The sequence below is a fragment of the Pseudomonas sp. HY13-MNA-CIBAN-0226 genome (genome assembly GCF_040310305.1).
Classification (GTDB): domain Bacteria; phylum Pseudomonadota; class Gammaproteobacteria; order Pseudomonadales; family Pseudomonadaceae; genus Aquipseudomonas; species Aquipseudomonas gregormendelii.
The window spans coordinates 1-24059 of record NZ_JBEOPS010000009.1; the positions used below are offsets into that span (position 1 = coordinate 1).

Below are 24059 nucleotides of genomic sequence, written 5' to 3' on the forward strand. Positions count from 1 at the left end.
GACTGCCTGGCCGGATGAGCGTGGAACGAGTGGCCGGATGTTGGTGGACTGGGTGGCCGGATGGCGTGGAATGCGCAGCTTCACGTGAAGATCTACTGCGACCGTGTTGATCTCTGACATGACTACAAAACCCCCAGTTCAGAATTCGACACGGCTGCCGGAACGCTGCGCCGGTATAGCTCCTTCAGACACTTTAGGGACGCGACATCTAGATCACGCTGATGGGTGTCAACATACACAGCGCCACCCTCGACCTTTAGGACGCAGATCGGCACCTCCACCTGATTGAACCCCATCGACAGCGACGTCAGTTTTTCCATCTTCCAGCCCGAGCCTTTGTTCATCCAACTCGGCGTGACGACCTGGACTTCCTGAACCACTAGGCTCTCATCCTGGGCAACCAACAGCTCAACTAGGCGCGGTTCATCATTCAGCATCTCTTCGTAAGCCACGAGCCGCCCCTCGTGTCGACGCTTGAGGCTCACGTGATACCAATGCGTGGCCAAGGATCGTGACATGGCGTGAAAATGGGTAAGCCCATCCCCAAACATCCCAACGAGGCCAGCTTGGTCTTGCATGCTAATTCTGAACATCATGTATCTCGTGTGGAGCAGGCCCGCCTAGCGGCGCCCGCGATTAACATAAGCCGAATATTGTCTTCAGCGAGGCGGTCATCTCACGCCCCTGGCCCATAAGCACGTACACCGTGTTCCGGGTCTCGAACATGCACACGTCGTCGAAGGTCTTGCACAAAGTCGACCGTACCCATCCGCCAGGTGGGAACCGCCCCAGGCTGTCGTAGGTGACGCAATGGGCGTACATGAAGATCGGCAGCAGGCCTGTCGCACGCACCCTGGCAAGCGACTCAGGAGGCTCGTCCACGTGAAAAATGAGCCAATCCTCGACCAGGCAGTATGGTTTTCGACCGAAGCGATCCGCCACTAATGCCTCAATTTCGATTTGAGACAGTTCTGTTCCGTAGGACGAGATCTCACCCTCCCGGAGCAGCTCATGCTCTGAGGAATTACTCATAAATTGCTGATCCTCGTGACGACAAGAGGAATTCAGGGCGAGCCACATAGGCTAACCACCCTATGACGATCCACGAATTCCCACGACCATGACTATATACATTTGAGTGGGAACGATCAAACCCGGCATACCGTCTCCTTTTTGGAAAGGATTGCTTGGATGTCTTTGCGCAAGGCATACGCAGCAACGCTGCAGTGGCTGAGAGTTAGGCGCGGCTTATCGCAAGCGGAGCTCCAAACCCAGACCGACCAAGGCCACATAAGCCGCTTGGAGGCGTCGACGACTTCAGCCAGCGTCGACCTGAGTGCCGACCTAGCTAGGGCACTGGGCTTAACACCACTGTCGTTCTTTGCGCTGATAACAGCAGCCAGTGAGGGCAAAACGGCACGCGCAGCCTTAACGGATGCGCTTGCAGAGTTAGAGCTAGTGGGTGTTCTCGATGAGGAGCTACCTGGAGAACCTCAAAAGCTCACTCCGCCAAGAAAGATTACTGCAGAAGAAAAGCTCAAGGCGATTCGCGAGCTGAGGGAGGCGGGGCTTACTCAAATGGAGGTTTCCCGGAAGCTGGGATTACCAACAAGCACCGTTGGGCGACTTTGGCACATAGATGGTTAACCCTCAGATCACCGCCTGCGACGTGGTTTTGTCTGGAGGTATTTATGCTCCGCCTGGTCACATGGGAAACAGGTCGATAGCTGAGATACTGATCAAAGCACGGTGCGGATGATACTGATCCCTCGGCGCCAGCGTCTCAGGAATGTGCGCTTGAAGGTGAGTAATGCGAGCCCAGCTATTTGTCTGCTTTAGAAAAGAATTTGGCCGAGCCAGGAGGCTGCTCATTCAAAACCGCCCACAGGATTCGACCCAAAAGGCTGAAGGAAGCGTCGGTGACTATCGAACTGCCGCTTGGCGAGCAACACTCACAGTGAATGGCCAATAACCACGCCGACTCCACCGCGCGAGGAAACACCATCTCCCAGCCGCTTGGGTGTCGTCGCCGCTGGTCACTTGTTTGAGCGGGTTCATGTACGGTGATGGGTACCAACGTCAGCGTCTCATTTTGCAGCTCGCGACTTCGAAACCAATAACCAAAAGATTTGGCGTTGAGCTGGTGTTGCTCGCAGTAGGCGACTTGCGTCAGCCCGCTGTCGCGCCATGCCTGGACATGCTCAGCCCAGAATGCACGCCGGGCAGTGAGTGTGGCGGGTACTTTCATATGCGCTCGGCGACCCGGCTCCTAAACCTGCGCAGTAGAATGTGCTGAAGGGTACAAATGTGCTCTTCGCTAATTCGGCATAAACCAGAAAACCTTTTCTCTCCTTAGCAAAGGTTTTACTTCCAGGGCTTCATACCGCATACTCCTCCTAAATAAAATGCAGTCAAAAGGAGAGAACTCATGAAAATTACTGTGGAGATTCGTGACGATTTGTTAGCTGCACTGCTAGACCGCAGCAGCAGCTCGAACAGTACAGCTGAGGACGTGCTGAATGGCCTACTTGCGGCTGCCTTGGATCAGCCTGAAGCCGAATCTGTCGATCTGGTGAATGCTATCCAGGTCACCCTGAAGGCTGTGGAAAAGGTGCCTCACGGGGAGACTTTTCTAGTCGAGGATGTGATACCGAACGACATCTGGCAATCGATGACGACTGGTGACCGGAAATCCTTCGGCAAAACGTTCCGTAAACAAGTAGACCAAGCCGGCTTGGCCGCTTGGGTCACACGAAACAGCGGTAACAAAGCCATCTACCGCCGTTCAATTAATTCAGGAGAGTAAGAAAATGACTACATTGATCGACATTTCGCTTGCAGATCGATTCCTTGATGCGTCGATTGACGGTTTGCTGGGGAAAGGCCAGCTTGTCACTCGTCAAGAATTCATCGACTTTTTTGCAGACGAACCCAAGAACACCACCGGCTGCTTTCTGTCCAATTCCGAGATGAATAGCGGTACCCATAGCCCGCATTACCGCAAGCTGACTCTTCGGGTCAGTGATGGCGTTTATCGGATTCATCCTGATGTACTACTCGAACGCATGAAACAGCGAAATATAGTTTGATGCTACCAAGCAGTGCATGACTTGGCCGGTGGGTTACTGCCTTCCCCCACCGCGACCATTAATAATGTCTTGGATGTCCGCCCGTCGTTCTGATCATCGCCGCAAGCTGGCAACCCACAGTAACTGTCTTAGGGTTTGTGATAAGGCACCTGGCTCAGGCAAATCTGCGTAAGCAGTTATTTAATAATCCCAGCGCTCATCGGCCAATAATGAGCTATTTAGCTCATCTTGACGCGCCTGCCATTGCGGCAAATGCTGATCCATCAGGCCGCGAAAGCGGTCGTTGTGGTGGCGTTCGATCAAGTGCAGGAGTTCGTGGACGAGGATGTATTCCAAGCACTGGATAGGTTTTTTGGCGAGTTCAAGATTAAGCCAAATGCGGCGGGCTGCAATGTTGCAGGTGCCCCACTTGGTTTTCATCTTCTTGATGCCCCAAGCGTACGCCTCAACCCCCAAGATCGGCTGCCATTTATCTAGCAGCGCGGGGATGAGGCTTTTCAGCTCGGCACGGTAGAAGGCTTGCAGCAGTTCTTCACGTCGCTCCGTACTGGTCTCCGGACGCACGAACAGATCTAGCGAGGCCTTGCCCCGCAATGCGACCCGCATCGGTGTGCTGCCTTCGACTACACGCAGACGATAACGCTGACCCATAAAGTAATGGCTCTCGCCGCTGACCATGCGCCGTTGGGATTGTCGCGGCTGGGCTTGAAACTTGGCGCGCTGGCGTTTGATCCAGCCGAGTTTGCCAACCACTGCTAAGCGCACAGCATCGTCGCTGACGGTCGTTGGGGCAGCCACGCGCACTCGCCCCAAGGGCGGATAAACGCCTAGGTGTAGGTTTTTGATGTTCTTGCGCACCACCTCAACGCTCAGGCCGCTGACGGTGATGTTGTGGCTGTCAGTAGTCACGTTGGCTCGTTACCAGTTCTAGCAGTTTATCCAAGGCCTGATTAGTCGCGCCCGCGTGGTACTCGCCGACAAGCTCTGCCGCATCGTGGCCGGCTGCATCAAGCACCTCTTTTAACGCCAGCCGCACCTTGCGTACCTTGAAGGCGTTGTTGCGCCAATCGTCCTGACGGTTGGCCATTACTGCGTTATCGACCGCCAGTGCCAATCCAGCGTTTTTATCCAGGTTGTCGTACAGCGCCTGCCGCGCCCCGGTGTTCATGGTCGAAGGATAGCTATTGGTACTGCCGGGGTTCTTGGCCTGCTTGGCCAGCTCCACAACCTCCTGCAAATACTCCTGATAGTTGATGGCGTCCTCTTTGCGCTTGGCGATTAAGGCATCCAGCAGAGATGACATGGTCTCGTAATACTTCGGGTTAATCGGCGACTCATCGATGATCAGCTTACGCACGTTGTTCTCGATGGTTTCTGCCACGGCCTCCTGGCTGCCGCGAATCCCCTTGGGCAACGCGTCTACCGCATCAATGCCACGCTCGACGATCAGCTGAATCAGCGACATGTCATCGAATGCCGAAATTTTCTCGCTCTCTTCGGCACGGATGTAGGTGTCGATTAAAAAGCGCATGTCCGGCTCATAAGCCTTGAGGTCGATGTAGTCGCCGCTGGCAACCTTCACCTCGTCACGTACTTTGTTGTAGTGATCAACTTCTTCTTTGATCTCGGCAATTTGCTTGGCACTGTAGCCTGCCTCTTCAAGCTCGTTGGCCACAGCGGCGAAGCAGCGAATCAAGGTAGCGGTCATCTTGTACAGGTTTAGCCGGCGTGGCTCGTTGGCTTTTAGTTGCTCGGCATTGCCCGATTCAGTCCCGCAAAAATAGCGTAGATAAGCCGGCGTATCTCTTGGCCGATCAACAAGCTCGCACAGCGCTTTGATCGTCTCACGCGCATCCTCAAGGTCGTCACGGGCATTACTGAGACGGTCTTCCAGCAGGCCAGCGACATCGGCTTTATCGAAGCCATCCAGCGCTCCGCTGGTGTAGTCGCCGATTGAGTTTTCTAGCTGTTTGAACAGATCTTTGTAGTCGACGATGTAGCCGTATTGCTTGTCTTCACCATCGAGGCGATTGACCCGGCAGATGGCTTGAAACAGGCCGTGGTCGCGCATCTGTTTGTCGATGTACAGGTAGGTGGCTGATGGTGCATCAAATCCAGTCAGCAGCTTATCGACCACAATCAGCAGCTTCATCTGCCCTGGCTCTTTGATGAACTTCTGCTTGACCTCTTTCTCGAATACTTCCGGGTCTTTGCCATTCAGCATCTGGTTGTAGATGTTGTATTTACGCAGTTTCTCGGTCAGCCCTTCGCCGGTAGCCTCGCCCTTAATGTCGGCTGGTGATGGCTTGTAGCTGGTGACTATGGCGCAGGTATCGGCCATGCCGGCTTTGGCGAATAGCTCGTAGCATTTGCAGGCCTCGAAGATGCTGCTGGTGACCAGCATGGCATTACCCCGGCCATTGGCCAGGCGGTCACGGGTGGCCAGGTCGAGCATGATGTCGGCGACGATCTTCTCCAGCCGCGACTGGCTCGACAGCACCTTTTGCATACTGCCCCAGCGCTGCTTCAGCTGGGCCTTGGCCAAGTCATTCAGGCCTTTGGTTTTGGCCTCAAACCACTGATCGATCTTTTTCTGTGAGGTTATGTTCTGGTCGATGTCGCGGGCTTCGTAGCGTAAGTCGAGCACCACCCCATCCTTAACAGCCTCATCAAACTTGTAGGTGTGGATGTAACCGCCAAACACCTCGATGCTCTTCTGCTTGTCCGCCTTGAGCAGCGGCGTGCCGGTGAAACCAACAAACAGCGCATTGGGCAGAATCGCCTTCATCGCTTTGTGCAGTTCGCCAGACTGGGTGCGGTGGCACTCATCGACGAACACATAAATATCGCCCTTAGCTCGAAAATCAGCAGGCAGGTTCTTACGCAACTCCTCAAGGAAACCTTTGATATCCGGGTTATCGGAATCGTCTTCTTCGCGGCTGCCGAACTTATGCACCAACGAACATAACAACCAGGGCGCCGGTTGGTTCAGCTTGGCGATCAAGTCAGCTCCGCTCTGGCTGCGGTAAATTTGCTCATTAACCCCGGTGAAGACCTTCTCTATCTGCTCATCTAGCTCGGTGCGGTCGGTGATGATCAGTACCCGAGAGTCCTGGATGTTTTCACGAATCCATTTGGCCAGCCAGACCATAGTCAGTGACTTACCACTGCCTTGCGTGTGCCAGATGATCCCACCCTCACGACGGCGAAGGTGATCCTGCGCTGCACGCACACCGAAATACTGGTTCTGCCGGCAGAGCTTTTTCACCCCGCTGTCGTACACCACATAGTCGTGCACCAACTCCAGCAAACGGCGTTTGCTGCACATCTGCTGCAGGTGGCGATCCAGAAGGTTCTCGACTGGACTTTCTTCCTTCCAGGTCAGGAAATACTTCTCTCCTGTCTGGATGGTGCCGTAGCGCATGCCCTGTGTGTCGTTACCCGCCATCACCAACTGCATGGTAGAAAAGAACGGCTGGATGAATTCAGGCTTCTGGTTATCAAGGTTCTGGCGAATACCCTGATTGACTGCCGTGCGGGAACGTTTCAACTCCAGCACGGCTAAGGCGACACCGTTGATGTACAGCACGATATCCGGACGTTTGGAGCTTGCCTTGGCATCTGCGCCCCTGACCGTTACTTCCTCGGCCAGCGCGAAGTGGTTGTTTTCGGCGTTTTTCCAGTCGACTAACCACACCGTTTGGGTGTTCTCGCCAACCTCCGGCTTGACCCGCACCCCATAGCGCAACAGCTCATACACTGCTTTGTTGCGGTCATACAGGCTTTTGCTGGCATCGGCGGCCACCTTGGTCAGCTCGAACAATGCGCGGGTGATCAGCGTGGCGTCTTCCCCCTGCTTGGTCAGCCAGCTACGCAGCAGTTCTTGCTCGATGTTGGCGTTGTCGGCGCGATCCGCCCAGTCACCCAGATACTCGTAGCCGAGGGTGTGCTGGAACAGCTCTACCACGCGGTCTTGGGTCTTACGTTCGATCTGGCCAACTGCGGTTAGCATAACTTTGCCTCCTGCGAGCTTTGAGATAACCGAATTCTGCCGGTCAGTAGCTCTTGCATCATGCCCAGTTTGAGTTCTCGGGCTTTGTCGCGGCGGGTTTCAAGGGTCGCAAGTTCTCTGTCCATATCGGAGAGAATGGTGGTGATGGCGGATTGTTCGTCTTTACTGGGAGGCAAAGTGATTTCGAAACTCTGAAAGGTAGGCAGCCTGAGTGAATCCACCGTTGCCTTTACTGAGTTCTGCATTGCATGCGCACCAAAGTGCATGGTCATGTAAAGGTAAACAAATTTTCCTGACGTGTCGGGTGCAAACTGAGTTATGGCATAAACACGCTGATGAACATCAAAACGTCCATTTATATAATGGAAAATGCTACCGATATTGCCCTCCCCAGGGACGAGAATGGCCTCGCAGTCGAGAGAGAAACTATTAATATTCTCTACCGTTGCAGAACGTACAAAAAAAGGATATTGACCATCCTGAACTTTATCTTGGTTGTTACGACTGCCTGTTTTTATATTAGCCAGATCACCCAGCCGCTTCACCACCCGCTCCCCGCTAAACCCTGGTAGGCGTTGTTTTCCGGAGAGGAGTTGTTGCATAGTGGCTTGTTTGATGTCGCGTTTTTTGGCGATCAATTGATCGAGGCCACTGATCAGGGCGTCCATGTCGGAAAGGATGCCGCCGATGGCACGCTGCTCATGGACGGGGGGCATTGGCACAGAAAAATTACGTATTTGCTCTACGTTTATACGCTTGAAAGTCGAGCCAACCATCAAGTTAGTCAACTGATTCACGATCACAGGGGACTTGAAAACTGTTTGAAGATATGAGGTTGAGTAATTTTTCGACTTCTTTCTTAACAAACAAACATCTTGACCCATCGCAAAAGGAGGATGCCACTCTTCGACTTGGGCAACCTCCCCAACAGTTGCATTACGGCTCATGATCAGGTCGCCCGATTGTGGTTTACGACCACCTTCAATCAGTGACAAATAATATTTTTCCGTTGTTTTCTTTGCGTTATCGAGATCAATATATTTGCTTTGTACCTCGCGAATGCTCGCTACAGGGATACCACCTGTTGACACAAACTCAGCGGTGATGTGCTTGCAGTCTGTGACATCCCAGAATCTACCAAGACTTCCTGATTCCCAATCCTGCGGAATCACCCCAGCTTCAGTCAGCTTGTACCCCGGCCTAATATGCGCGCTCATAGCGCAAATCCCATCTTGGCTAAATGCTCGCTCACCCTGGCTGCCAGCGCCTCGACCTCAAGAGTCAATTGTGGCAACGGCGTGGCGTAGCGTTCGGCGAGTTGGCGGATGCGTGAAGTTAATGCTTGGGACACACGATCCAGTTCGGTCTGTACATCCAAGGCCAAGATCGCGAGCCATTTGTCTTCAATCACTAGGGCTTTGATATCCGCTTCGCTGAGTTGTGCATATTGCTTGGCGACTTTAGTATCCAGGGCCTTTTGCGCCTCTTTGACTTTTTTCCCAGCGGCGGCTTCTTGCTCCAGCACGGCGAGGTAATGCTCAAGGGCGGCGCGTTCATCGGAGGCATCCAGGTCGTTTTTGATCGCCTTGATGCGGTCTTTTATGCTTTTGGCGCTGAGTTTACCTTTGTCGGTTTTACCCTCGGCTAACAGGCCGTCTTCGCTGCCTTGCTCTTCGTCCAGCTCTTCCAGCTGGCGGCTAAAGGTGTCGCGAGCGGCTTCCAGCTGTTCGATTGCTGCGGCATCGGTGGCGAAGTAGCGCTTGATCAGCAGCTCTGGCGGCAGCAAATCGGTGTTCGGTTGGCCTTTGTTGGCACCGTCAACAATTAGAGCCTGCCAGCCGTCACTGACCAGTTGATAGAGATCGTCCTGCATCGCTGTGGCCCAGTAGTCGAGCAGGTGCTGGTACACGTCGTAGGCATCCAGCAACGGGGCTTGGGCGAAGCTGGCGAGCAGGTCTTCAGCCAGACTGTCGATCAAAGCCTTGGGTTTGTCGCCAATTGCGATGGCGTGCAGATGCGGACGATTGCGGATCTTCCAGCCTTCGAACAGATCGGTGATGGTCTGGTTGAAGGCAGTGAATTCAGGGTGAGCAAAGATGGTCGGCTTAATCTCGCCAATGGCCACCTGCAGCTGGCTGTAGCCGGCTCGCGCTGGAGTAAACAAGCTAGTGCGTACCGCCGGGATAACCTGCCAATAGGCGGCCAACACATCGATGTCGCGGTTGGGAATGCCGCCTTGCAGGTGGGCGGCAATGTCTTGCAGGTCTTCAGCGACGCTGGCATCGATATAGCGCGGGATGTTGAGGTTGTAGTCGTTGGCGGCAATCTCGGCCAGTGGCACCAGGCGGGCGTATTTGGCTACTTCGTGCTGCTGCGTAAAGGTGTCAACGATTTTGTGAATGTCTTGCTCGCGCAGGCGGTTTTTGTTGCCATCCTTAATGAAGCATTTGCTGGCATCCAGCATAAAGATGCCTTTGCGGCTGTGGGAGTGCTCTTTATCCAGCACGATGATGCAGGCCGGGATGCCGGTGCCGTAAAACAGGTTGGCCGGCAGACCGATGATTCCCTTGATAAAGCCCTGCTCCAGGATGCGCTGGCGAATAGCTCCCTCGGAACCGCCACGGAACAGTACGCCGTGGGGCAGAATCACCGCACCTTTGCCGGAGTGCTTGAGCGACGTAATGATGTGCAGCAAGAAGGCGTAGTCACCATTCTTCTCCGGCGGGATACCAAAGTTGAAGCGTTCAAACTCATCTTCAGCCGGATTGAAGCCGTTGCTCCAAGCTTTGGTTGAGAACGGTGGGTTAGCGACGACGAAGTCAAAACGCTTGAGCTTGCCTTTGAACGGGCCGTGGGCCTCGACGAAGTACGGTGCAGAGAGGCTATTGTCCTTCCAGATGGTAGCCGTCTCGCAGCTGTGTAAGATCATATTCATTTTGGCCAAGGCGCTGGTGGCGTTGTCCATTTCCTGGCCGTAGATGCTCAGGTCGAGGTTAGTGGCGTGCTTGGCCTCGTCGTGAGCTTTCAGCAACAGCGAGCCAGAGCCGCAGGCCGGGTCATAAATGGTCTGGGTACTGTCGGTGGCGCCGCTAATACCGATGACCTTGGACATAATCCGTGAGACTTCTGCCGGAGTGTAGAACTGCCCCTTGCTCTTGCCCGACTCAGTGGCGAAGTGGCGCATGAGGTATTCGTAAGCATCGCCGAGGATGTCATCACCCTGAGCGCGGTTCCCTTTGAAGTTTAGGCCTGGTGAATCGAAGATGCTGACCAGGTTGGAGAGCCGATCCACCATCTCCTTACCTTTGCCAAGCTTCTCGGCATCGTTGAAGTCAGCCACATCAATCACGCCGGTTAGGCCGTTGGCCTCGGCAAGGGTGCGAATGATGATGTTGAGCTTGTCGCCAATCTCCTTGTCGCCTTTGAGCGCAATCATGTCGGCAAAGCCACCGCCGACCGGCACCTCAAGCATGGCGCTGTGGTTGCCGGCGTACTTGTCGGATACGTACTTCACGAACAACAGAACCAAGACGTAGTCCTTGTACTGTGAAGCATCCATACCGCCACGCAACTCGTCGCAGGATTTCCACAGGGACGAATAGAGTTCAGATTTTTTGATGGCCATGGGGGTAAGTTACTGCCTTAGAAAAAGGGGGAGAAAGGAGGTTGAAATGGCCAGGTATTGCTCCTGATCCGAGGCGCGAATTGTCTGCAAAGGCTGCTTATGCACTATTGACTTGGGAAGGCTGAGGTTTCGTGGCAAATCTGGGTTGTTTCGTCTGGCGATGAGCAATGCACCGCCCTGCGTGCAGCCTGCAGCTCCTGGAAAGCCCATGAGTGCGCCGTTCGAGTGACCTAGGTAGCCATTACCTATTTGATACTGCCGTTCCATGCTGCCCTCCGTGCGCTCGGTAATGTGCAGCATTGTCGTGAAGTGGGAGATCAGGAGCAACCACCATGCGGCGTCCGCTTGCTTTTCCACGAGTTGAAAGCAGCGCTTCTACCCTCACGACTATAATCGTACGCTTTAGAGGTCAGCCGGAATGCTGACCCTCTGTCAGATGGAGGTCGTCATGGCCAGAACAAACCATCCGAAATCCAAAGCTCGACGAGGCCGCCCGAGGCTCGAAATGCAAAGGGCTCTTTATCAAATCAAGCTGTCCGGGTGGAACTTTACATGGTCGTTCAGTCTAGCCGTGCCTAATCATTCGTGGGCTAACGAAGGTCATTATAATGAGCACATGATCCTCACGTTAAAAGGCGAAGTGCTCTACCCTGAGTGCTTCAAATACCCAGAGGTCGAGTGCCAGCTCTATGCAGACCCGCGATTGACTCAAGACATTGATCCCCCCAAAGGAATAGGGTCTATGACAGCAAGTGGAACACGATTGATTGCGTATATAGCCGTACCTCGTGAGCGGATGGACGCCTTGGCCTGTGTGGCCGACCGGCTTTTGTCCCTAGAGTTGAACGCCACCCCTTTGCATTACCGACGTGCGCTGGTGATGTCGATTCATTTGGGTACAGAGCCAGAGCCAGATTGGTGATCCCATTTCCAGCATTGACCAGGCTCCCCGCAGTGCCTATCAAGGAACGCCACACAAATGCCGACTACCCAATTTGAAATCCGCGCCCTGACAAATCTACCGGTGCTCGTTTGGCATGTTGTTTGCGATGGTGCTGTAAATCAGCAGAATCCGGAAATCGACGTTTACGACGTACTCCAGCAAATGGCAAAGACTCATCCACTCGGTGAAAATTTGCTGTTCTGCGATTTTCGCGGTGTTTCACTCGACCGATTGGACAGTATTCTCAAATACGGGGTAGATGTGTGGCCGACAGATCAACCGATCTATGTCGCAGACTCTGACAAAGCCCTGGCATATGGGGAGTGGCCGAAGCTACTGATGTTCTTTCATCCTGACCAGCTCCAACCCACGTGGCGCGAAGTCCCGGCCACGCTCGATCCCGTCGAACTCACCGAGATGCGAAAGACCTATCCCACCCAGTTCGTGTCTAATGACGGTATTAAACTTTGGCTCAGCCGCTTCAGCCCGGACGCACCGCAAGTGGGAACTGACTATGAAGTAGCCTACGGTAAATACATACCGGGCAACCCATTCGACGCACTGGCCGGTGTGCTCGTGCTTGCCCCCGCCAGTTGGCAGCTGTAATCGCCAGATTTGGGGAATATCTAAACCCCGTTAACTTCCAAACACAAGGCAAAGAGCCTTCAATGAAGTCCAAAGAAATGCCATTGCTATTTGTGGGTTGGGACGTTGGGGGGTGGAGTTGCGACAAGAACCCGAACAGCCGCTTTTGCCTCTCGCAGTCTTTGCTCAGCGTACATAGCCGAGTCATCCTCTGGCAGCGGATACCCTGCCTTTGAGAGCGCCTTGGCCCGCTCTTCGATCAGCACGCGTTCAGGATTACGAACAGCTTGGTAGGCTCTGCCTGGAACGCGCCAAGTTGCGTCCATTCGCGGCTCTGCACGGGCTGACTGGTTTACTCTCAAAGCGGCATCATCAGGATATTTAGAAAGCATGTAGCCACCACAGTTGGGCACGTGGTTGGTGATTTCATACTCACGCCAGTCCGTCATGGCTCGCCCATCAATGACCAGCGGCTTTCGGTCGATCAGCCAAGCTACGGCGTTTATGAATTGTCCATGCGAAAATACCGCGATGTCTTGGGCGGGATGCTTTGCAAGTTGCCCCAGGAAGGACTGAACTCTGAATATGAAGTCCAAGAACGACTCGGCACCTGCACCATCCGTGAACACGGGGTCTGACTTGGCCCAATATGTCTTCACCCAATCTCGCCTCTGGGCAACGGTAGTGTTGGCACACCGCGCTGGTTCGAGGTAGGTGAATTCGTGAATCGGCCAGGTTTCGAGCGGGGTGCTAGGGAACGCAGCTACGGTCGCCATCGCGGTTGTCTGCGCTCGAGACAACGGAGAGGTGACTATGAGAGCAGGAGCATGGTTGAACGACCGGGCCACCAAATGCGCTTGTTCTACACCCTTCATCGTGAGAGGAATGCTCGCGTGATCCAGACTGGCTTCGCCTGCGTTAGCGGAGCTTTCTCCATGACGGATCAGCCTGACATGCTTCATTTACCAAATACCTGCCCAGTGCTTATCAAACGTAAAGCTAAGTATATCCGCGCGCTCTTGCCTAATGCGTCGGAATGATTTCTGTGATCGTCAATCGCGTCTCGTCGGATGACACTACGTCGGTTATGGTGTTGACAGTCCTTCAAGGGCTGGATTGGGACACACCCTTGCGCTAGGTTAGTGCTAACGACTGCGTTCACTGGAGAGAGCACATGTGTCTACGTGAAGAAGACTGGATCTGAAGCATAAGGTCGTAGCAAAAGTGGGCTTCCTGCGAGCTGAGTACAACGCCCGCCGCACCCACTAGAAATCGCATTCAGAATCCAGGTTTGCTGAGCCAGATACCCTGGCCATTCGAGCACCAGGCAAGCGGAGCGCGCAGGCGTGCGGGATGTCAGCCCGAAGGGCCGAGACGTGGCTTTCTACGGCTCGGTTCACGACAACTCTCCGCCATCGGCGGAACGCCACTAACCTAGGCCAGCTTCAACCAACCTGAAAGAGGCTGGAATGACCAACGTTGAACTCCGAAAGCTTGAGCGCGCCAAGCGGAGGGCCCTTTGGGAGATTGCCAGATTCTGTCCAGGTGACCCAAAGGCAGCCGATACCTTGGCCATCCTTGATGAGCTCGACGCCCAAGAGCGAACCGGTACGCCCTCAACCGCTGAACCACTCGAGCTGAAAGGGGTTCGTGACTCTGTCCCAGTGCAGCATCACAACTGCGGCATCAACATAGTCTTGGAACTAACCATTCCGCAGCCATGGAGGGAGCGTTTCCAGCAGGCGAGCATCGGTTCGACACGGGTGGTCGAAGGGCCTTACGCCACGGACTGGGATAAGTTCCTGTCTAGATGGGAAGCAGAGATGCTGCACCTCCAGCAACATAGAGCCGCGAGACACAAACCTGGAACAGATTGAGGGGGGGGCTACGGGTATGGCAGAAGACGACGATGACACGGTGTACTGCGACATTCAGATGCCGGTGGCCCAAGGCCGAGAGCTGCTGGAGCTAGTGAACGCACTGCGAGAATCGAAAGCACATCCCCGTCTCGATAAAGTCTTCGAGCACATGCAACACGAGCTCAGCATCTCAATAGATATCATTGAGAATCCGCCATCTTGGGGCCCATGGTGTCAGTGAGCCGTACTACGCGGACGTCAAAGCGCTGCGTCCCATGCATCCATAGCCTCACCCACAGTCGCGTACCAGTCGAGCTTGCTGTTTTGTAGGGCACAAGCGACGTGCCTGTTTGTATTGCTGTCGATCCAAGGCGGGAGACTCTCCGCCCCCCCAGAGAACAGGCTGGCTGCAGCGACAAAGAATCGACCTGTGCTCATGCACTGGAGACACGTGTAGCGCACAGCCGCGCCGCTGGTAAGCCGACGCCAAGCCACGACCTCGATGCAGTCCAGGGCTCCTTGTGGAGCATCTACGGCAGGACGCGCTCCTTGGCCTACCCTGGAAGTGCATCCTAGGCTAGGCGCTCCTGGCTTGTAGATAAGATGCTTCAAGTGCTCACGTGCCGCGACAATTTGCTCACGGAGCTCTTCAGGGTCGATAAACATTCCCCCCTCTGATGTCACCCTGAGGGTCTTTAAGCCGTTCGCTGCCTGGATGAACTCGCGCTCACGCCTCTGCTCCCAGTCGGGACGGCGGTCGGGAAACAGCCAGGCAAAAAAGCGGTTGAGGTTGATCATGTGGGGCTCCGGGTGCGGATGGTAGCGACGAGGCTCCACTAGGCTATCACCCCAACGCTTCCAGCCCGAATCGACCTTCCATGGCACCATAGCGCTATCGGTCGGGACGTGTTCAGGAAGAGGCGAGCGGACTCCACAATCGGGAGCTTCATAGGCTAAAATGTTGCGTTTGTACCCGCCTGGAGCTCTGAGTGCTCAGAGATAGAGAAATCCGAACCGCTTTAGTTGACCACTTAATGAAGCGGTCGCCTAAACCTGCTCGCGTGCTCGAAGAGCTCACCATCGATAATGGTAATGCCATTGCCGACGTAGTTGCCTGCTATCGGGAGATGCACTGCTATGAAATCAAAGGCGAGACCGATAACGTTCGCCGGATTCTGTCTCAGTCGGAGTTCTATTCAAGGTCGTTCCCCAAACTGACTTTGGTAACAACAGAAAACCATGTGCGTTGGGCAATGGAAAAGATCCCTGCCTATTGGGGCATTATTCTCGCCACACCAGGCAAAGAAAGGACAATCTTGCGTTATGTCCGCAAGGCCGGCACCAACCCAATGTTCTCCAAGAGAGATGCCCTTCTTATGCTCTGGAAGGCAGAGTTGACGGCAATTGCGACCGCACACCCTCAAGTGATCTTCAAAAAATCCTTCAACCGTGACGCTATCGCTGAGCAAATCAGCTACCAGCTGAGTCGGGACGACGCCCTGGCAGGAATCCAAGGCGCCCTCATCGAAAGGCGCTCAAATGTTGTTAACTACGAAAGTGATGTGAGCGGCAGTTGAGCTTTTAATCCACGTTCCTGGGTTGCCTGTCTTCTTCGACCTTGCCGGAGCCTTGTAGCTCCGCTCATGAATGTACTGTTCCCCATATGAGTAATGCGGTGTACGCAGCCTAAAGAATAGTTCATTCACAATCACATCAGAAATATCGAAATACTGCCTAAACTTGTGAGTTTTGAACCGTCGCCCACGGGCAATGAAAAAGCTATCGCTATAGGTGTAAAAAACTTTAGGCGCCGCCCGACTACTAATATACTCGGGCTCCATTTCGAAGTCTGAATACTCTGGACTGACCACGCCGTAATCTCCAAACAAAACCTCCTTGAAGTCCGGTGTTGAGCTCAGAGCCCGCCACAGCTTGTACTCCTCCCGAGGAATGTGAGCCTTGGAGTTTGTCGACAGGAGCCCAGCGATAGATGCAGGCACTACCGACCCAGAGACAACCACTTTGGCATCTGGAAAGTCACCTTGAAAGCTAGCCACAAACCTTTCCACTTTTCTCTTGGAGTCGGCTGGATCCTCGATGATGCGTAGATCAATCAAAAGGATTACTGTTTGCGGCTTGGCCACAGCCAAGTCTGCCCAAAGAGCCTGAAGATTACTCTTTGTGAGGTTATAACTTTCAATATCGACCATCTGAAGACGGATACCGACATCTGTCCCTGGTCGCGACTTCAAGAAATCAAGCGCCGCGACGTTATGATCTGGATGCCGATCAAATGCCAAAACTGGCATAACCCGATAATTCGACAGCGTTGCAAGAACGGCCCTGTACTGCGGGACACCGCCCAGATCGACACTGTCGTCGACGTCGAAGTTATCGATAAAGAATTTGTAACTGATGTCCTTTTCCTGAGCATTCCCTAGCTCTTTGTCTGCAATCCTCAAGCGATCAATGACCTCAGCTTCATCCATCACTTTCTGCGTTCGGGGAATGTCATACATCGGAGCGATTTGATCGCGAATCCCTCCATCCAAAACCCCTACACTCTGGATCTCATTCTGCTTAAGCTTTAAAAAAGGAAAGTATTTAATCATTGGCAAACCCGAAAGCGCTTTTAACGTCCATAGAGTGATGCAATTCAGGGTAAAGCTTGTAGTTCTTAGCTTGGTGGCGAATCATCCCCGCCATGATGGACGGATGAACTTCAGCCTTAACGCAAACATCCAGCAGCTGCTTTTTATCGGCCCTAACATTCCAGGCCGTCCGCCAGTATTGGCGAGAGACCAAACTATCTTTAGCAATGATATTTGCCTCGACCTCGCGATCAGAATCGTTTTCTTCTTCAAGGTCGTCCAGGATTGGATTGTCGAGATAGTCGTAATGCCTATGGATATGGGCAAGTTCATGCATGAGCGTGAACCAGAAGTTGTCGTAGCGGTTGTAACGAAGCGCTATCCCAACAACTGGCGTACCCTGCGACAACTTGAATGTGCACCCGTCCATTTTCATCGACTTGAAGCCAGGCTCTACCACCAAGAGCACCCCGTAGGACTCCGCCAGAACTTCAACCAAGGAGGTGATATTTCCAGGCTTGAGGCTCAGGAGAGCGATCTCTCGGAGCTGAGAGGAACTCAAGCCCTCGAAAGCAGGCACCATCCGGCTCAGTACAGTGAACTTGGATTTCTCATCGATCAGCGACAACCACGCCTGGATCTTGGTCTCTTCCGCAGAGTCATTTTTGCGATAGAGCACCGCCTTGTTGGTGGTCGCGTTGAGGGCAAGCCGAATGATGAAGTCGTCATACGCCTCACCAGGTCGCGCATGCGTCTTGGCATCCGCCGGCTTCAGCGCTTTCTTCAGGCTGGACAGAGCCGCCGTGAACTCAACCGCAGCACCCCGCGAGGATGGATAGACCTCGAAGTCGCCTGGAAGCCCTTCTGGAGCATCAGACATGATGAGCCTCCCCTGCCAGCTTCCCAGCTATCTCAGGGGGCGCTTCGAAGTAACGCAGGTTCTCTTTATCGGCATCAACGTCGTAATCGATCATACCCAGGTAGCGGTAGTACCCCTCCGCAGTCGGCAGCGAGTGCAAGCAGAAGCCTGGACGGTAGCCCAGCTGGTTGATGGCGAAGTGGGAGGCATGGGCGATCAGGATCCGGCTGACGCTCCCAAACTGCTTTACGTAGTTCGGTCGATCACGGTTCCAGTACGCGGACGCGACGTAGTCGATGTAAAAAATGCGCTCACCATCCAGGCGGCTTTCCTTGGGATGGTAGATGACGCAGGTCGCCTGGATCCGTCCCTGAGCACTCAGGAAGAACCAGTGGTAGTCATCGCTACGGAAGGCGAAGGCCTTATCCAGCCAGCTCCAATGGAAATCCGAAAGGCCATACGCCGGTAATTGATCGAAAAGCACGTTGGGGTCTTCAGCGGCAGCAGGGACATCCGCCATCAGCTGCCTCAGGATCTGACGCTTCTCGGCGTCCCATTGCTCGTTCAGCTGGAACACGTACATAGGTGCCAGGCCCTGGTGGATCTGGTAAGGCACCTGCTGCCCCGTATGGCGGCACTTCAGCGTTGGCTCACTCATCAACGCGCCCATCGCTCAAGGCGCAGCACTCGGCTAGTCCGAATGACGTCATGTGGAAATCCCTCCCCGTACTGATGGCTAGATGATGCCACCAATGATCGTTGGCCTCAACGTTTGGCTTATGGCGTCAAAATCCCATTGGCATCTAGACGCTCACTCAACCTCCCCAACCATGGCACAGCGCTGCCTGGGTCGCGATCTAGATTTTCTTGATTTCCTGTACAGGAAAAATAGGCTATACGCCGAATCAAGGGCTAATTTCGCTTGATTTCCTGAACAGGAAAAATAGCCGAAACACCGAACCAAAGCCACGATTCGCTTGATTTCCTGAACAGGAAAATGGCCAAAATACCGAATCAAGGCCTAATTTCGGTTGATTCCCTGTACAGGAAAAATAGGTCAAAAACCGAATCAAGCATTGATTTTTTTAAAATCTAGCGTAGCTTTGGGCTAAGAAATGGATGGAGGTTCGTCCAAGCTTTCGGTGCAGGGGTAGCAATGAATTACGATCTCGAAAAGCATGAACCGCTGATGAGCGCCTTCGCTGAGGCAATTGAGGAGGCCACAGGATCAGCGTTGTCATCTATCAACATCAATCCTAAAGGTGAGCCTTGGGAGCCGGATGCCACGGGTCGCCTGAACACCCCCGAGGGCGACTGGCGTCTCGTGTTCTCCATCAAGAAAGAAGCGTATCCACGAGACATCAAAGATGCCTTGTGGGATCTGCAGGGGCATCAGAGCCGAACGAGGAATGCTTCTGACATGGTGCCAATTTTCCTTGCCGAACACATCAGCAAAGGGGCGCGTGACGAACTCAGAAACCGTGGGGTGAGCTTCTTCGATGCCAGTGGCACACTGTTCTTCAAGCATCGAAACTGGCTAGTCAACATCGAAAAAGGTAAGTCTGCGACCAAAGGCACACTCCGAGAAGTGGATGTGTTCAAAGGTTCACGTGAGAAAATTATCCATACTCTGCTTCATATGGATAGGGACTGGTTTCATGGTCAGCAGGTAGTTGAGCTTTCCCAAACATCTGGCGCTACCGTGTCTAATTTGCTCCAAGAACTTGAGCGTCTTGGCTGGGTAGAATCCCAAGGAGAAGGACGGCACCGAATTCGCCGGCTCATCAGGCCTACCGAACTACTGGACGCCTGGGCCGAAGTATGGGTACAACGCAAGCAGCAAACTTCACGCTGGTATTTCTTCTGCCAAAACCCCAAAAGGCTTGTCGAGGAATTGTCCTCAAATATGAGCTGGAATGGTCGTGATCAACGAGATGGTTTGTCGGTAGCATTCACCGGCGCTATCGCTGCCAATCGTCTGTCACCCCTACTCACTCATGTCGATATTGCAGAAATCATAGTACCGACAAAAGCTGAGCGAGTTGCTGAAAAGCTTGGTCTAAAACCAGCCGAAAAAGGTGCCAACGTTGTTTTGGTCGAGCGCTCAGGAGCTAGTGAGCTCTTCCAAGAGTATTCGCACAATGAACAAGCCTGGTTTGCGAGTCCTTTCATACAATACCTTGACCTCTTAAATGGCCGTGGACGAAATGCAGAACTTGCGGCCCAATTTCGTGAAGATATCTTAAAGGTGTAATGTGGCAGTAGAAGCTAAACCACAGTCGGCTGATGGATACAGTGCTGCACAGACACATACCTGTGAGCAAGTGCTCGTCACCCTCCTCAGTGCCTTCGGTTCACTGAAGGATACCATCCGCCTGGTAGGCGGGTTGGTGCCGAGGTATTTGACGCCTGAACAGTACCCAGATGTGCCGGCCCACTTTGGTACATCGGATGTCGACGTTGCGCTTAATCTCTCCGTGCTCGCATCCGGAAAATATACTTCTCTGTCCAAGCAACTGCTGGCTCGTGGATTCAAGCGATGGGTTGATCCAAAAAATGGCTGGGACACAGCATGGCGGTGGGAGTATCAGATTTCTCCCAAGCAAGTCGTTTTGGTTGAATTCCTCAGAGGTTCAACCGATGACTGCCCACCAAGCAAGATTGCTGCACTCGATGGCGAGGATGTTTCAGCACTGTCAGTAGAGCACATGGAAATTGTGCATGACTGGTACGCGTCGAGAAAAATTGAGGCGGAAATGCTCGGTGATCGTGGCGTTACTATCGAGACCGTACATTACGCTGACGTCCCGGCATTCATCATCCTCAAAGCTTTGGCATTTCACAGCCGCGCAGAGAAGAAAGACTCGGGAGACCTGATTCATGTGATGCGCTTTGCCGGCACTCTCGAAGATGTAGTGGGCCAATTTGTTGCGCGTGCGAACTCTGGCCTGCATCCAGAGGCCGTCAAGGCATGCCGGATCGCATTGAAAGAGAGATTCTGCAGCACCCTGAAGACAGAGGGGCACGATCTGATTGGGCCTAAATCGTATGCTCAGTTTATGCTCGGAAAAGGGGCCGATGACGAAGAACTTGTATCCGAGGCCCGTTACGCGTCGGGCCTCATCGAAAATTTCCTGAAGTTGCTTGAACGTGATCTTGGGCCAGTTGATAACTAGCCTAAACCGCAGAAAAACAGGCAGCTGGGTCGTAACGGCTAGCGGCCTGGTCTAAGCACCATGCTGAAAAGCAAGCGGAGCACGCAAGCCAGGATGGCTGAAGGCGTGAGGATGGAAGCCCGCAGGGCCAAGACGCCAAGGCGGCTTGGTTCACGACAGCCGTCCGACAGGCACGCCCAAACCTCAGGGCTTCCTAGGCTTCGCTCTGGCAGTCGCCTCGGCCACCAATGGATCTTCAGGCCAATGGTGCTTGGGGTATCTACCCTTGAGATCTTTCTTCACCTCCGCATAGGTGCTGCGCCAGAAATTGGCGAGATCCTGGGTCACCTGTACAGGCCTCCGGGCCGGCGACAAGAGATGCAGAACCAGCGGTTGTTTTCCCTGAGCTATGCGAGGTGTTTCGGCCAGGCCAAAAAGCTCCTGCAGCCGCACAGCGAGGATTGGTGGATGCTGCGAGTAGTCGATACGAATACTCGAGCCGGAAGGCACCTGGATTGTCTGAGGAGCCTGAGCCTCCAGTTCTTGCGGAAGCGGCCAAGGCAGGAGATTTCTGACTATCGAAGACAGATCCAACTGGCTGAAGTGGCTGAGCCTGGTAACTTTGCCCAGGTACGGGGTGAGCCACTCTTCAAGTGTATCCAGGAGGTTGATATCGCTGAGGTCGGGCCACTTGCTTGCCGCCTGGCCATTTTGGATATCAAGCTGACGCAGCAAATCGACCCGCGCTTGCCACTGCCGCAGCTCAGGATTCCAGGGCAGAAGCTCGATTCCCTTGCGCCTCACTAGGTTGACCAAGGCCAACGAACGGGTTTGCTCATCAAGACTCGGCAGGGCTGTCGTCGACAAGATGAGTTGCCCAACCTTCAACTGCCGCTCAGCCTTGAGCACCCCTTCCCTTTCGTCCCAGTCAACCTCGTCGACAGACCTCACAAGGTCAGCCAGTTCGTCATCGAACAGGGCCGGATCGAGGTCACTCGCCAGGTAGATCCGCTCCTCACGCTGTCCTTGCCGGCTACCCAGATCGGCCACCACCAGCCACTCGTGCTTGGTAAGAGCATCGGGCTCTGAGAACACAGCAGCCCGACCGTTGGAGAGACGGTACTCGGATGCACTTGCACGCCTCTGGAGGCCGATTCGGTCAGGGTAGGCGAACGCCAGTAGGCACCCTACCCATCTTGGGTGATCGGGCTCGCTGACGGGGCTGGAAGCTTTTCCACGCAGCAGGGAGCGGTACTGCCGAGCAGACTGCTTCACCCGCTGGAGGGAACCGCCACTTCGACGTAAATGCTGCTCGCCTGACAAGGCACTCAGCCTAGTGTGAAGGTCGGCACCGGCTCCACGCAGGATGTCCTTCTCACCCAACAGCGCCGCGATGTTGCAACCCAAGTCATCCAGGCCCATCGCATTGCCTTTGATGAGCATGTGACCGATCCGTGGATGCGCTGGGAGCTCGCTCATGGCTGATCCGTGTGGTGTTAGCTGTCCAGCATCGTCGAGTGCGCCCAGGCGCTTCAGCAGGTCTCTGGCTTGGGCGAAGGGAGCTGATGGAGGCTGGTCGAGCCAGGTCATTTCCTCAGGCTTCATTCCCCATCGGGCCAACTGGAGTGCCAGCGCTGCGAGATCCGCCTGCAGGATCTCAGATATGCTGTAGCCGGCCATTTGTTCGTGTTGCGATTCCGACCACAGGCGATAGCAGACTCCTGGCTCCAGTCGCCCTGCCCGTCCTGCACGCTGAGTAGCGCTGGCCTTCGAGATACGCTGTGTGTCGAGTCGAGTCATCCCGCTACGAGGATCGAACTTCGGCACTCGCTCAAGACCACTGTCCACCACGACCCTGACGCCTTCGATGGTCAAACTGGTCTCGGCGATGTTCGTGGCCAGTACGATCTTCCGGGAGCCCTTGGGCGCCGGGTCTATAGCAGCACGCTGAGCGTTCAGGTCGAGGTCACCGTACAGCGGGCATACGATCACCTCTGGACGGCTGCTCAACTCCTCTTTGAGTGTCTCTGCCACCCGTCGAATCTCTGCCTGCCCAGGAAGGAAAACCAGAACGCTTCCTGACTGCTCATTGATGGCGGCCAAGCAGGTGTCCGTGACTCGCGCATCGATTCGCTCACCCGGCTGATATGGGCTGCCCCAAACCGTTGAGACTGGATACATCCGCCCTTCACTGGTGACCACAGGCGCATCATTCAGCACCTTTGAAAGGCGAGCACCTTCCAGCGTGGCGGACATCAGGAGCAGCTTGAGCGGGGGCTCATCGCGCAGTAGTTCGCGGGCACTCAGGCACAGAGCCAGTGCAAGGTCAGAGTCAAGGTTTCGAAGGTGGTACTCATCAAAGATGACCACGCCTACACCATCCAGTGCAGGGTCGTCTTGGAGCCGGCGAGCCAGAATACCTTCGGTGACCACTTCGATCTGGGTTCGCGGGCCTACTTTGCTTTCAAGGCGAATGCGGTAGCCGACAGTCTCACCAACCTTCTCACCCAGCTCACTCGCCAAACGCTCAGCAGCCGCCCGAGCGGCCAATCGACGGGGCTCGAGCATGATGATCTTCTGGTCACCAAGCCAAGGTTCGTTCAGTAGCGCTAGGGGCACTCGAGTGGTCTTGCCTGCACCAGGAGGAGCTTCAAGGATAACTTCGTGGCGGTTGGACAGGGCTTCTCGTAGGTCTGGCAATACGAGGTCAATAGGTAGAGAAATCATCGAGGCTCCCAAAGCAAGGGAGCAGTATACGCGGAGGGCGTGGAGCAGCGATTCAATCCAGGAAACTCGCGAGCATTTGAACTAGAAAATGGTATTGAAGCAAGGATAAGAGGGAGCGGCCAGCTGCAAACGCCACTGACCGCTTAGGCTATCCAGGTAAGAAGGGGCAGGCGCTTTTACCTTAAACTCTCGTTTTTTGCCTCTGGCCACCATTCACCTCAGCGACGTTATTGTGAATCTTGAGTAGCTCCTCAAGGTGGCGCACACGCTCGACCAACTGGACGTTCTGTGCCATGACTTGGTAGAGCTGAGAACGTGCAATTTCCAACTCTGCTAAGGCATTCGCCGCCTTGTCATTAGCACGCTTGACCTGTAACGCCTTGGAAGTGCTCTCAGTGCCATGGCTTTTGCGGTAGGCTTCAATCTCGGCGATCAAAGGCTGATGATTGGGACGATCTTTCTTGAGGTAGCCACGGTCGAAGCCACTCTCCACGCTCACGATGCCAGCGGTGACTTTCGTAGGATCCAAGCCAACATGCGCCGCGACCCGAGGCGTCCCAGCCTTGATCCTCTCAAAGCCCTCTCGGCATCTATCTATACCTTTAGCAGCCACG

General features: G+C 54.3%; 24 protein-coding genes and 1 pseudogene. 10 read left to right on the forward strand and 15 right to left on the reverse strand.

Annotated elements, in window-relative coordinates:
- Window positions 1-122: 122 nt before the first annotated feature.
- Together AAEZ05_RS11425 and AAEZ05_RS11430 are read right to left on the reverse strand one after the other, a co-directional pair.
- Window positions 123-593, reverse strand: a complete 471-nt coding sequence (locus AAEZ05_RS11425) for a hypothetical protein (RefSeq protein ID WP_350647431.1) — start codon at window positions 591-593, stop codon at window positions 123-125.
- A gap of 43 nt (window positions 594-636) precedes the next feature.
- Window positions 637-1032, reverse strand: a complete 396-nt coding sequence (locus tag AAEZ05_RS11430; protein WP_350647616.1) for a DUF6957 family protein — start codon at window positions 1030-1032, stop codon at window positions 637-639.
- A 159-nt stretch (window positions 1033-1191) separates the two neighbouring features.
- Between AAEZ05_RS11430 and AAEZ05_RS11435 the strand changes: the two genes are divergently transcribed.
- The gene (locus AAEZ05_RS11435; protein WP_350647433.1) at window positions 1192-1647 is read left to right on the forward strand and encodes a helix-turn-helix domain-containing protein; all 456 of its coding nucleotides are present in this window, start codon (window positions 1192-1194) and stop codon (window positions 1645-1647) included.
- Window positions 1648-1822: 175 nt separating this feature from the next.
- Here the strand turns inward: AAEZ05_RS11435 and tnpA are convergent, their stop codons facing one another.
- Window positions 1823-2248 (reverse strand): IS66 family insertion sequence element accessory protein TnpA, encoded by a 426-nt coding sequence (gene tnpA / locus AAEZ05_RS11440; protein ID WP_350647435.1) that lies wholly within the window; start codon window positions 2246-2248, stop codon window positions 1823-1825.
- A 180-nt stretch (window positions 2249-2428) separates the two neighbouring features.
- On the opposite strand from tnpA, the gene AAEZ05_RS11445 reads away from it, so the two are divergent.
- Window positions 2429-2806, forward strand: coding sequence for a DUF1413 domain-containing protein (locus tag AAEZ05_RS11445; RefSeq protein ID WP_350647437.1), 378 nt, complete (start codon window positions 2429-2431; stop codon window positions 2804-2806).
- 4 nt (window positions 2807-2810) lie between these two features.
- On the forward strand, window positions 2811-3089 hold the full coding sequence (locus AAEZ05_RS11450) for a hypothetical protein (RefSeq protein ID WP_350647439.1): 279 nt from the start codon (window positions 2811-2813) through the stop codon (window positions 3087-3089).
- Between the two features lie 180 nt (window positions 3090-3269).
- Here the strand turns inward: AAEZ05_RS11450 and AAEZ05_RS11455 are convergent, their stop codons facing one another.
- The 5 genes from AAEZ05_RS11455 to AAEZ05_RS11475 are packed head-to-tail and all read right to left on the reverse strand — an operon-like array spanning window position 3270 to window position 10993.
- Entirely contained in the window at window positions 3270-3998 is a 729-nt protein-coding gene (locus AAEZ05_RS11455) for a M48 family metallopeptidase (protein ID WP_350647441.1), read from the reverse strand.
- Window positions 3988-7101, reverse strand: a complete 3114-nt coding sequence (locus AAEZ05_RS11460) for a type I restriction endonuclease subunit R (RefSeq protein ID WP_350647443.1) — start codon at window positions 7099-7101, stop codon at window positions 3988-3990. The genes AAEZ05_RS11455 and AAEZ05_RS11460 overlap by 11 nt, the downstream gene beginning before the upstream one ends.
- Window positions 7095-8318, reverse strand: a complete 1224-nt coding sequence (locus AAEZ05_RS11465) for a restriction endonuclease subunit S (protein WP_350647445.1) — start codon at window positions 8316-8318, stop codon at window positions 7095-7097. The genes AAEZ05_RS11460 and AAEZ05_RS11465 overlap by 7 nt, the downstream gene beginning before the upstream one ends.
- Window positions 8315-10726 carry a type I restriction-modification system subunit M gene (locus AAEZ05_RS11470; RefSeq protein WP_350647447.1) on the reverse strand — a complete coding sequence of 804 codons (2412 nt, stop codon included), beginning with the start codon at window positions 10724-10726 and terminating at the stop codon, window positions 8315-8317. Before AAEZ05_RS11470 ends, AAEZ05_RS11465 begins: the two co-directional genes overlap by 4 nt.
- A 9-nt stretch (window positions 10727-10735) precedes the next feature.
- Window positions 10736-10993, reverse strand: coding sequence for a hypothetical protein (locus AAEZ05_RS11475; protein ID WP_248094449.1), 258 nt, complete (start codon window positions 10991-10993; stop codon window positions 10736-10738).
- Window positions 10994-11174: 181 nt separating this feature from the next.
- Between AAEZ05_RS11475 and AAEZ05_RS11480 the strand changes: the two genes are divergently transcribed.
- Complete coding sequence (locus tag AAEZ05_RS11480; protein ID WP_350647449.1) at window positions 11175-11648, forward strand: hypothetical protein; 474 nt, start codon at window positions 11175-11177, stop codon at window positions 11646-11648.
- Window positions 11649-11705: 57 nt separating this feature from the next.
- The gene (locus AAEZ05_RS11485) at window positions 11706-12275 is read left to right on the forward strand and encodes a hypothetical protein (protein WP_350647451.1); all 570 of its coding nucleotides are present in this window, start codon (window positions 11706-11708) and stop codon (window positions 12273-12275) included.
- A 332-nt stretch (window positions 12276-12607) separates the two neighbouring features.
- Here AAEZ05_RS11485 and AAEZ05_RS11490 read toward each other — a convergent pair.
- Window positions 12608-13216, reverse strand: a pseudogene (locus AAEZ05_RS11490) (histidine phosphatase family protein); the annotation flags it as partial.
- A 507-nt stretch (window positions 13217-13723) separates the two neighbouring features.
- Here AAEZ05_RS11490 and AAEZ05_RS11495 point away from each other — a divergent pair.
- Window positions 13724-14131, forward strand: coding sequence for a hypothetical protein (locus tag AAEZ05_RS11495; protein ID WP_350647453.1), 408 nt, complete (start codon window positions 13724-13726; stop codon window positions 14129-14131).
- A 16-nt stretch (window positions 14132-14147) separates the two neighbouring features.
- On the forward strand, window positions 14148-14354 hold the full coding sequence (locus tag AAEZ05_RS11500; RefSeq protein WP_350647455.1) for a hypothetical protein: 207 nt from the start codon (window positions 14148-14150) through the stop codon (window positions 14352-14354).
- A gap of 17 nt (window positions 14355-14371) precedes the next feature.
- Here the strand turns inward: AAEZ05_RS11500 and AAEZ05_RS11505 are convergent, their stop codons facing one another.
- Complete coding sequence (locus tag AAEZ05_RS11505) at window positions 14372-14911, reverse strand: hypothetical protein (protein WP_350647457.1); 540 nt, start codon at window positions 14909-14911, stop codon at window positions 14372-14374.
- Between the two features lie 191 nt (window positions 14912-15102).
- Here AAEZ05_RS11505 and AAEZ05_RS11510 point away from each other — a divergent pair, with 191 nt between their 5' ends.
- A complete protein-coding gene (locus tag AAEZ05_RS11510; RefSeq protein WP_350647459.1) occupies window positions 15103-15690 on the forward strand; it encodes a sce7726 family protein in 588 nt (195 codons plus the stop codon).
- Here AAEZ05_RS11510 and AAEZ05_RS11515 read toward each other — a convergent pair.
- The 3 genes from AAEZ05_RS11515 to AAEZ05_RS11525 are packed head-to-tail and all read right to left on the reverse strand — an operon-like array spanning window position 15649 to window position 18221.
- Window positions 15649-16725, reverse strand: coding sequence for a beta family protein (locus AAEZ05_RS11515; RefSeq protein WP_350647461.1), 1077 nt, complete (start codon window positions 16723-16725; stop codon window positions 15649-15651). The two genes, AAEZ05_RS11510 and AAEZ05_RS11515, sit on opposite strands and share 42 nt — an antisense overlap.
- Window positions 16718-17584: an ImmA/IrrE family metallo-endopeptidase gene (locus tag AAEZ05_RS11520; RefSeq protein WP_350647463.1), complete on the reverse strand. Its 867-nt coding sequence runs from the start codon at window positions 17582-17584 to the stop codon at window positions 16718-16720. Before AAEZ05_RS11520 ends, AAEZ05_RS11515 begins: the two co-directional genes overlap by 8 nt.
- On the reverse strand, window positions 17577-18221 hold the full coding sequence (locus tag AAEZ05_RS11525) for a hypothetical protein (RefSeq protein ID WP_350647465.1): 645 nt from the start codon (window positions 18219-18221) through the stop codon (window positions 17577-17579). Before AAEZ05_RS11525 ends, AAEZ05_RS11520 begins: the two co-directional genes overlap by 8 nt.
- A gap of 498 nt (window positions 18222-18719) precedes the next feature.
- Here AAEZ05_RS11525 and AAEZ05_RS11530 point away from each other — a divergent pair, with 498 nt between their 5' ends.
- A complete protein-coding gene (locus tag AAEZ05_RS11530) occupies window positions 18720-19817 on the forward strand; it encodes a type IV toxin-antitoxin system AbiEi family antitoxin (RefSeq protein WP_350647467.1) in 1098 nt (365 codons plus the stop codon).
- A gap of 1 nt (window position 19818) precedes the next feature.
- On the forward strand, window positions 19819-20739 hold the full coding sequence (locus AAEZ05_RS11535; RefSeq protein ID WP_350647469.1) for a hypothetical protein: 921 nt from the start codon (window positions 19819-19821) through the stop codon (window positions 20737-20739).
- Window positions 20740-20922: 183 nt separating this feature from the next.
- Here AAEZ05_RS11535 and hrpB read toward each other — a convergent pair whose 3' ends face one another.
- Both hrpB and AAEZ05_RS11545 read right to left on the reverse strand, forming a co-directional pair.
- On the reverse strand, window positions 20923-23445 hold the full coding sequence (gene hrpB / locus AAEZ05_RS11540; RefSeq protein ID WP_350647471.1) for an ATP-dependent helicase HrpB: 2523 nt from the start codon (window positions 23443-23445) through the stop codon (window positions 20923-20925).
- A 181-nt stretch (window positions 23446-23626) separates the two neighbouring features.
- The gene (locus AAEZ05_RS11545; protein WP_350647473.1) at window positions 23627-24058 is read right to left on the reverse strand and encodes a hypothetical protein; all 432 of its coding nucleotides are present in this window, start codon (window positions 24056-24058) and stop codon (window positions 23627-23629) included.
- Window position 24059 lies beyond the last annotated feature (1 nt).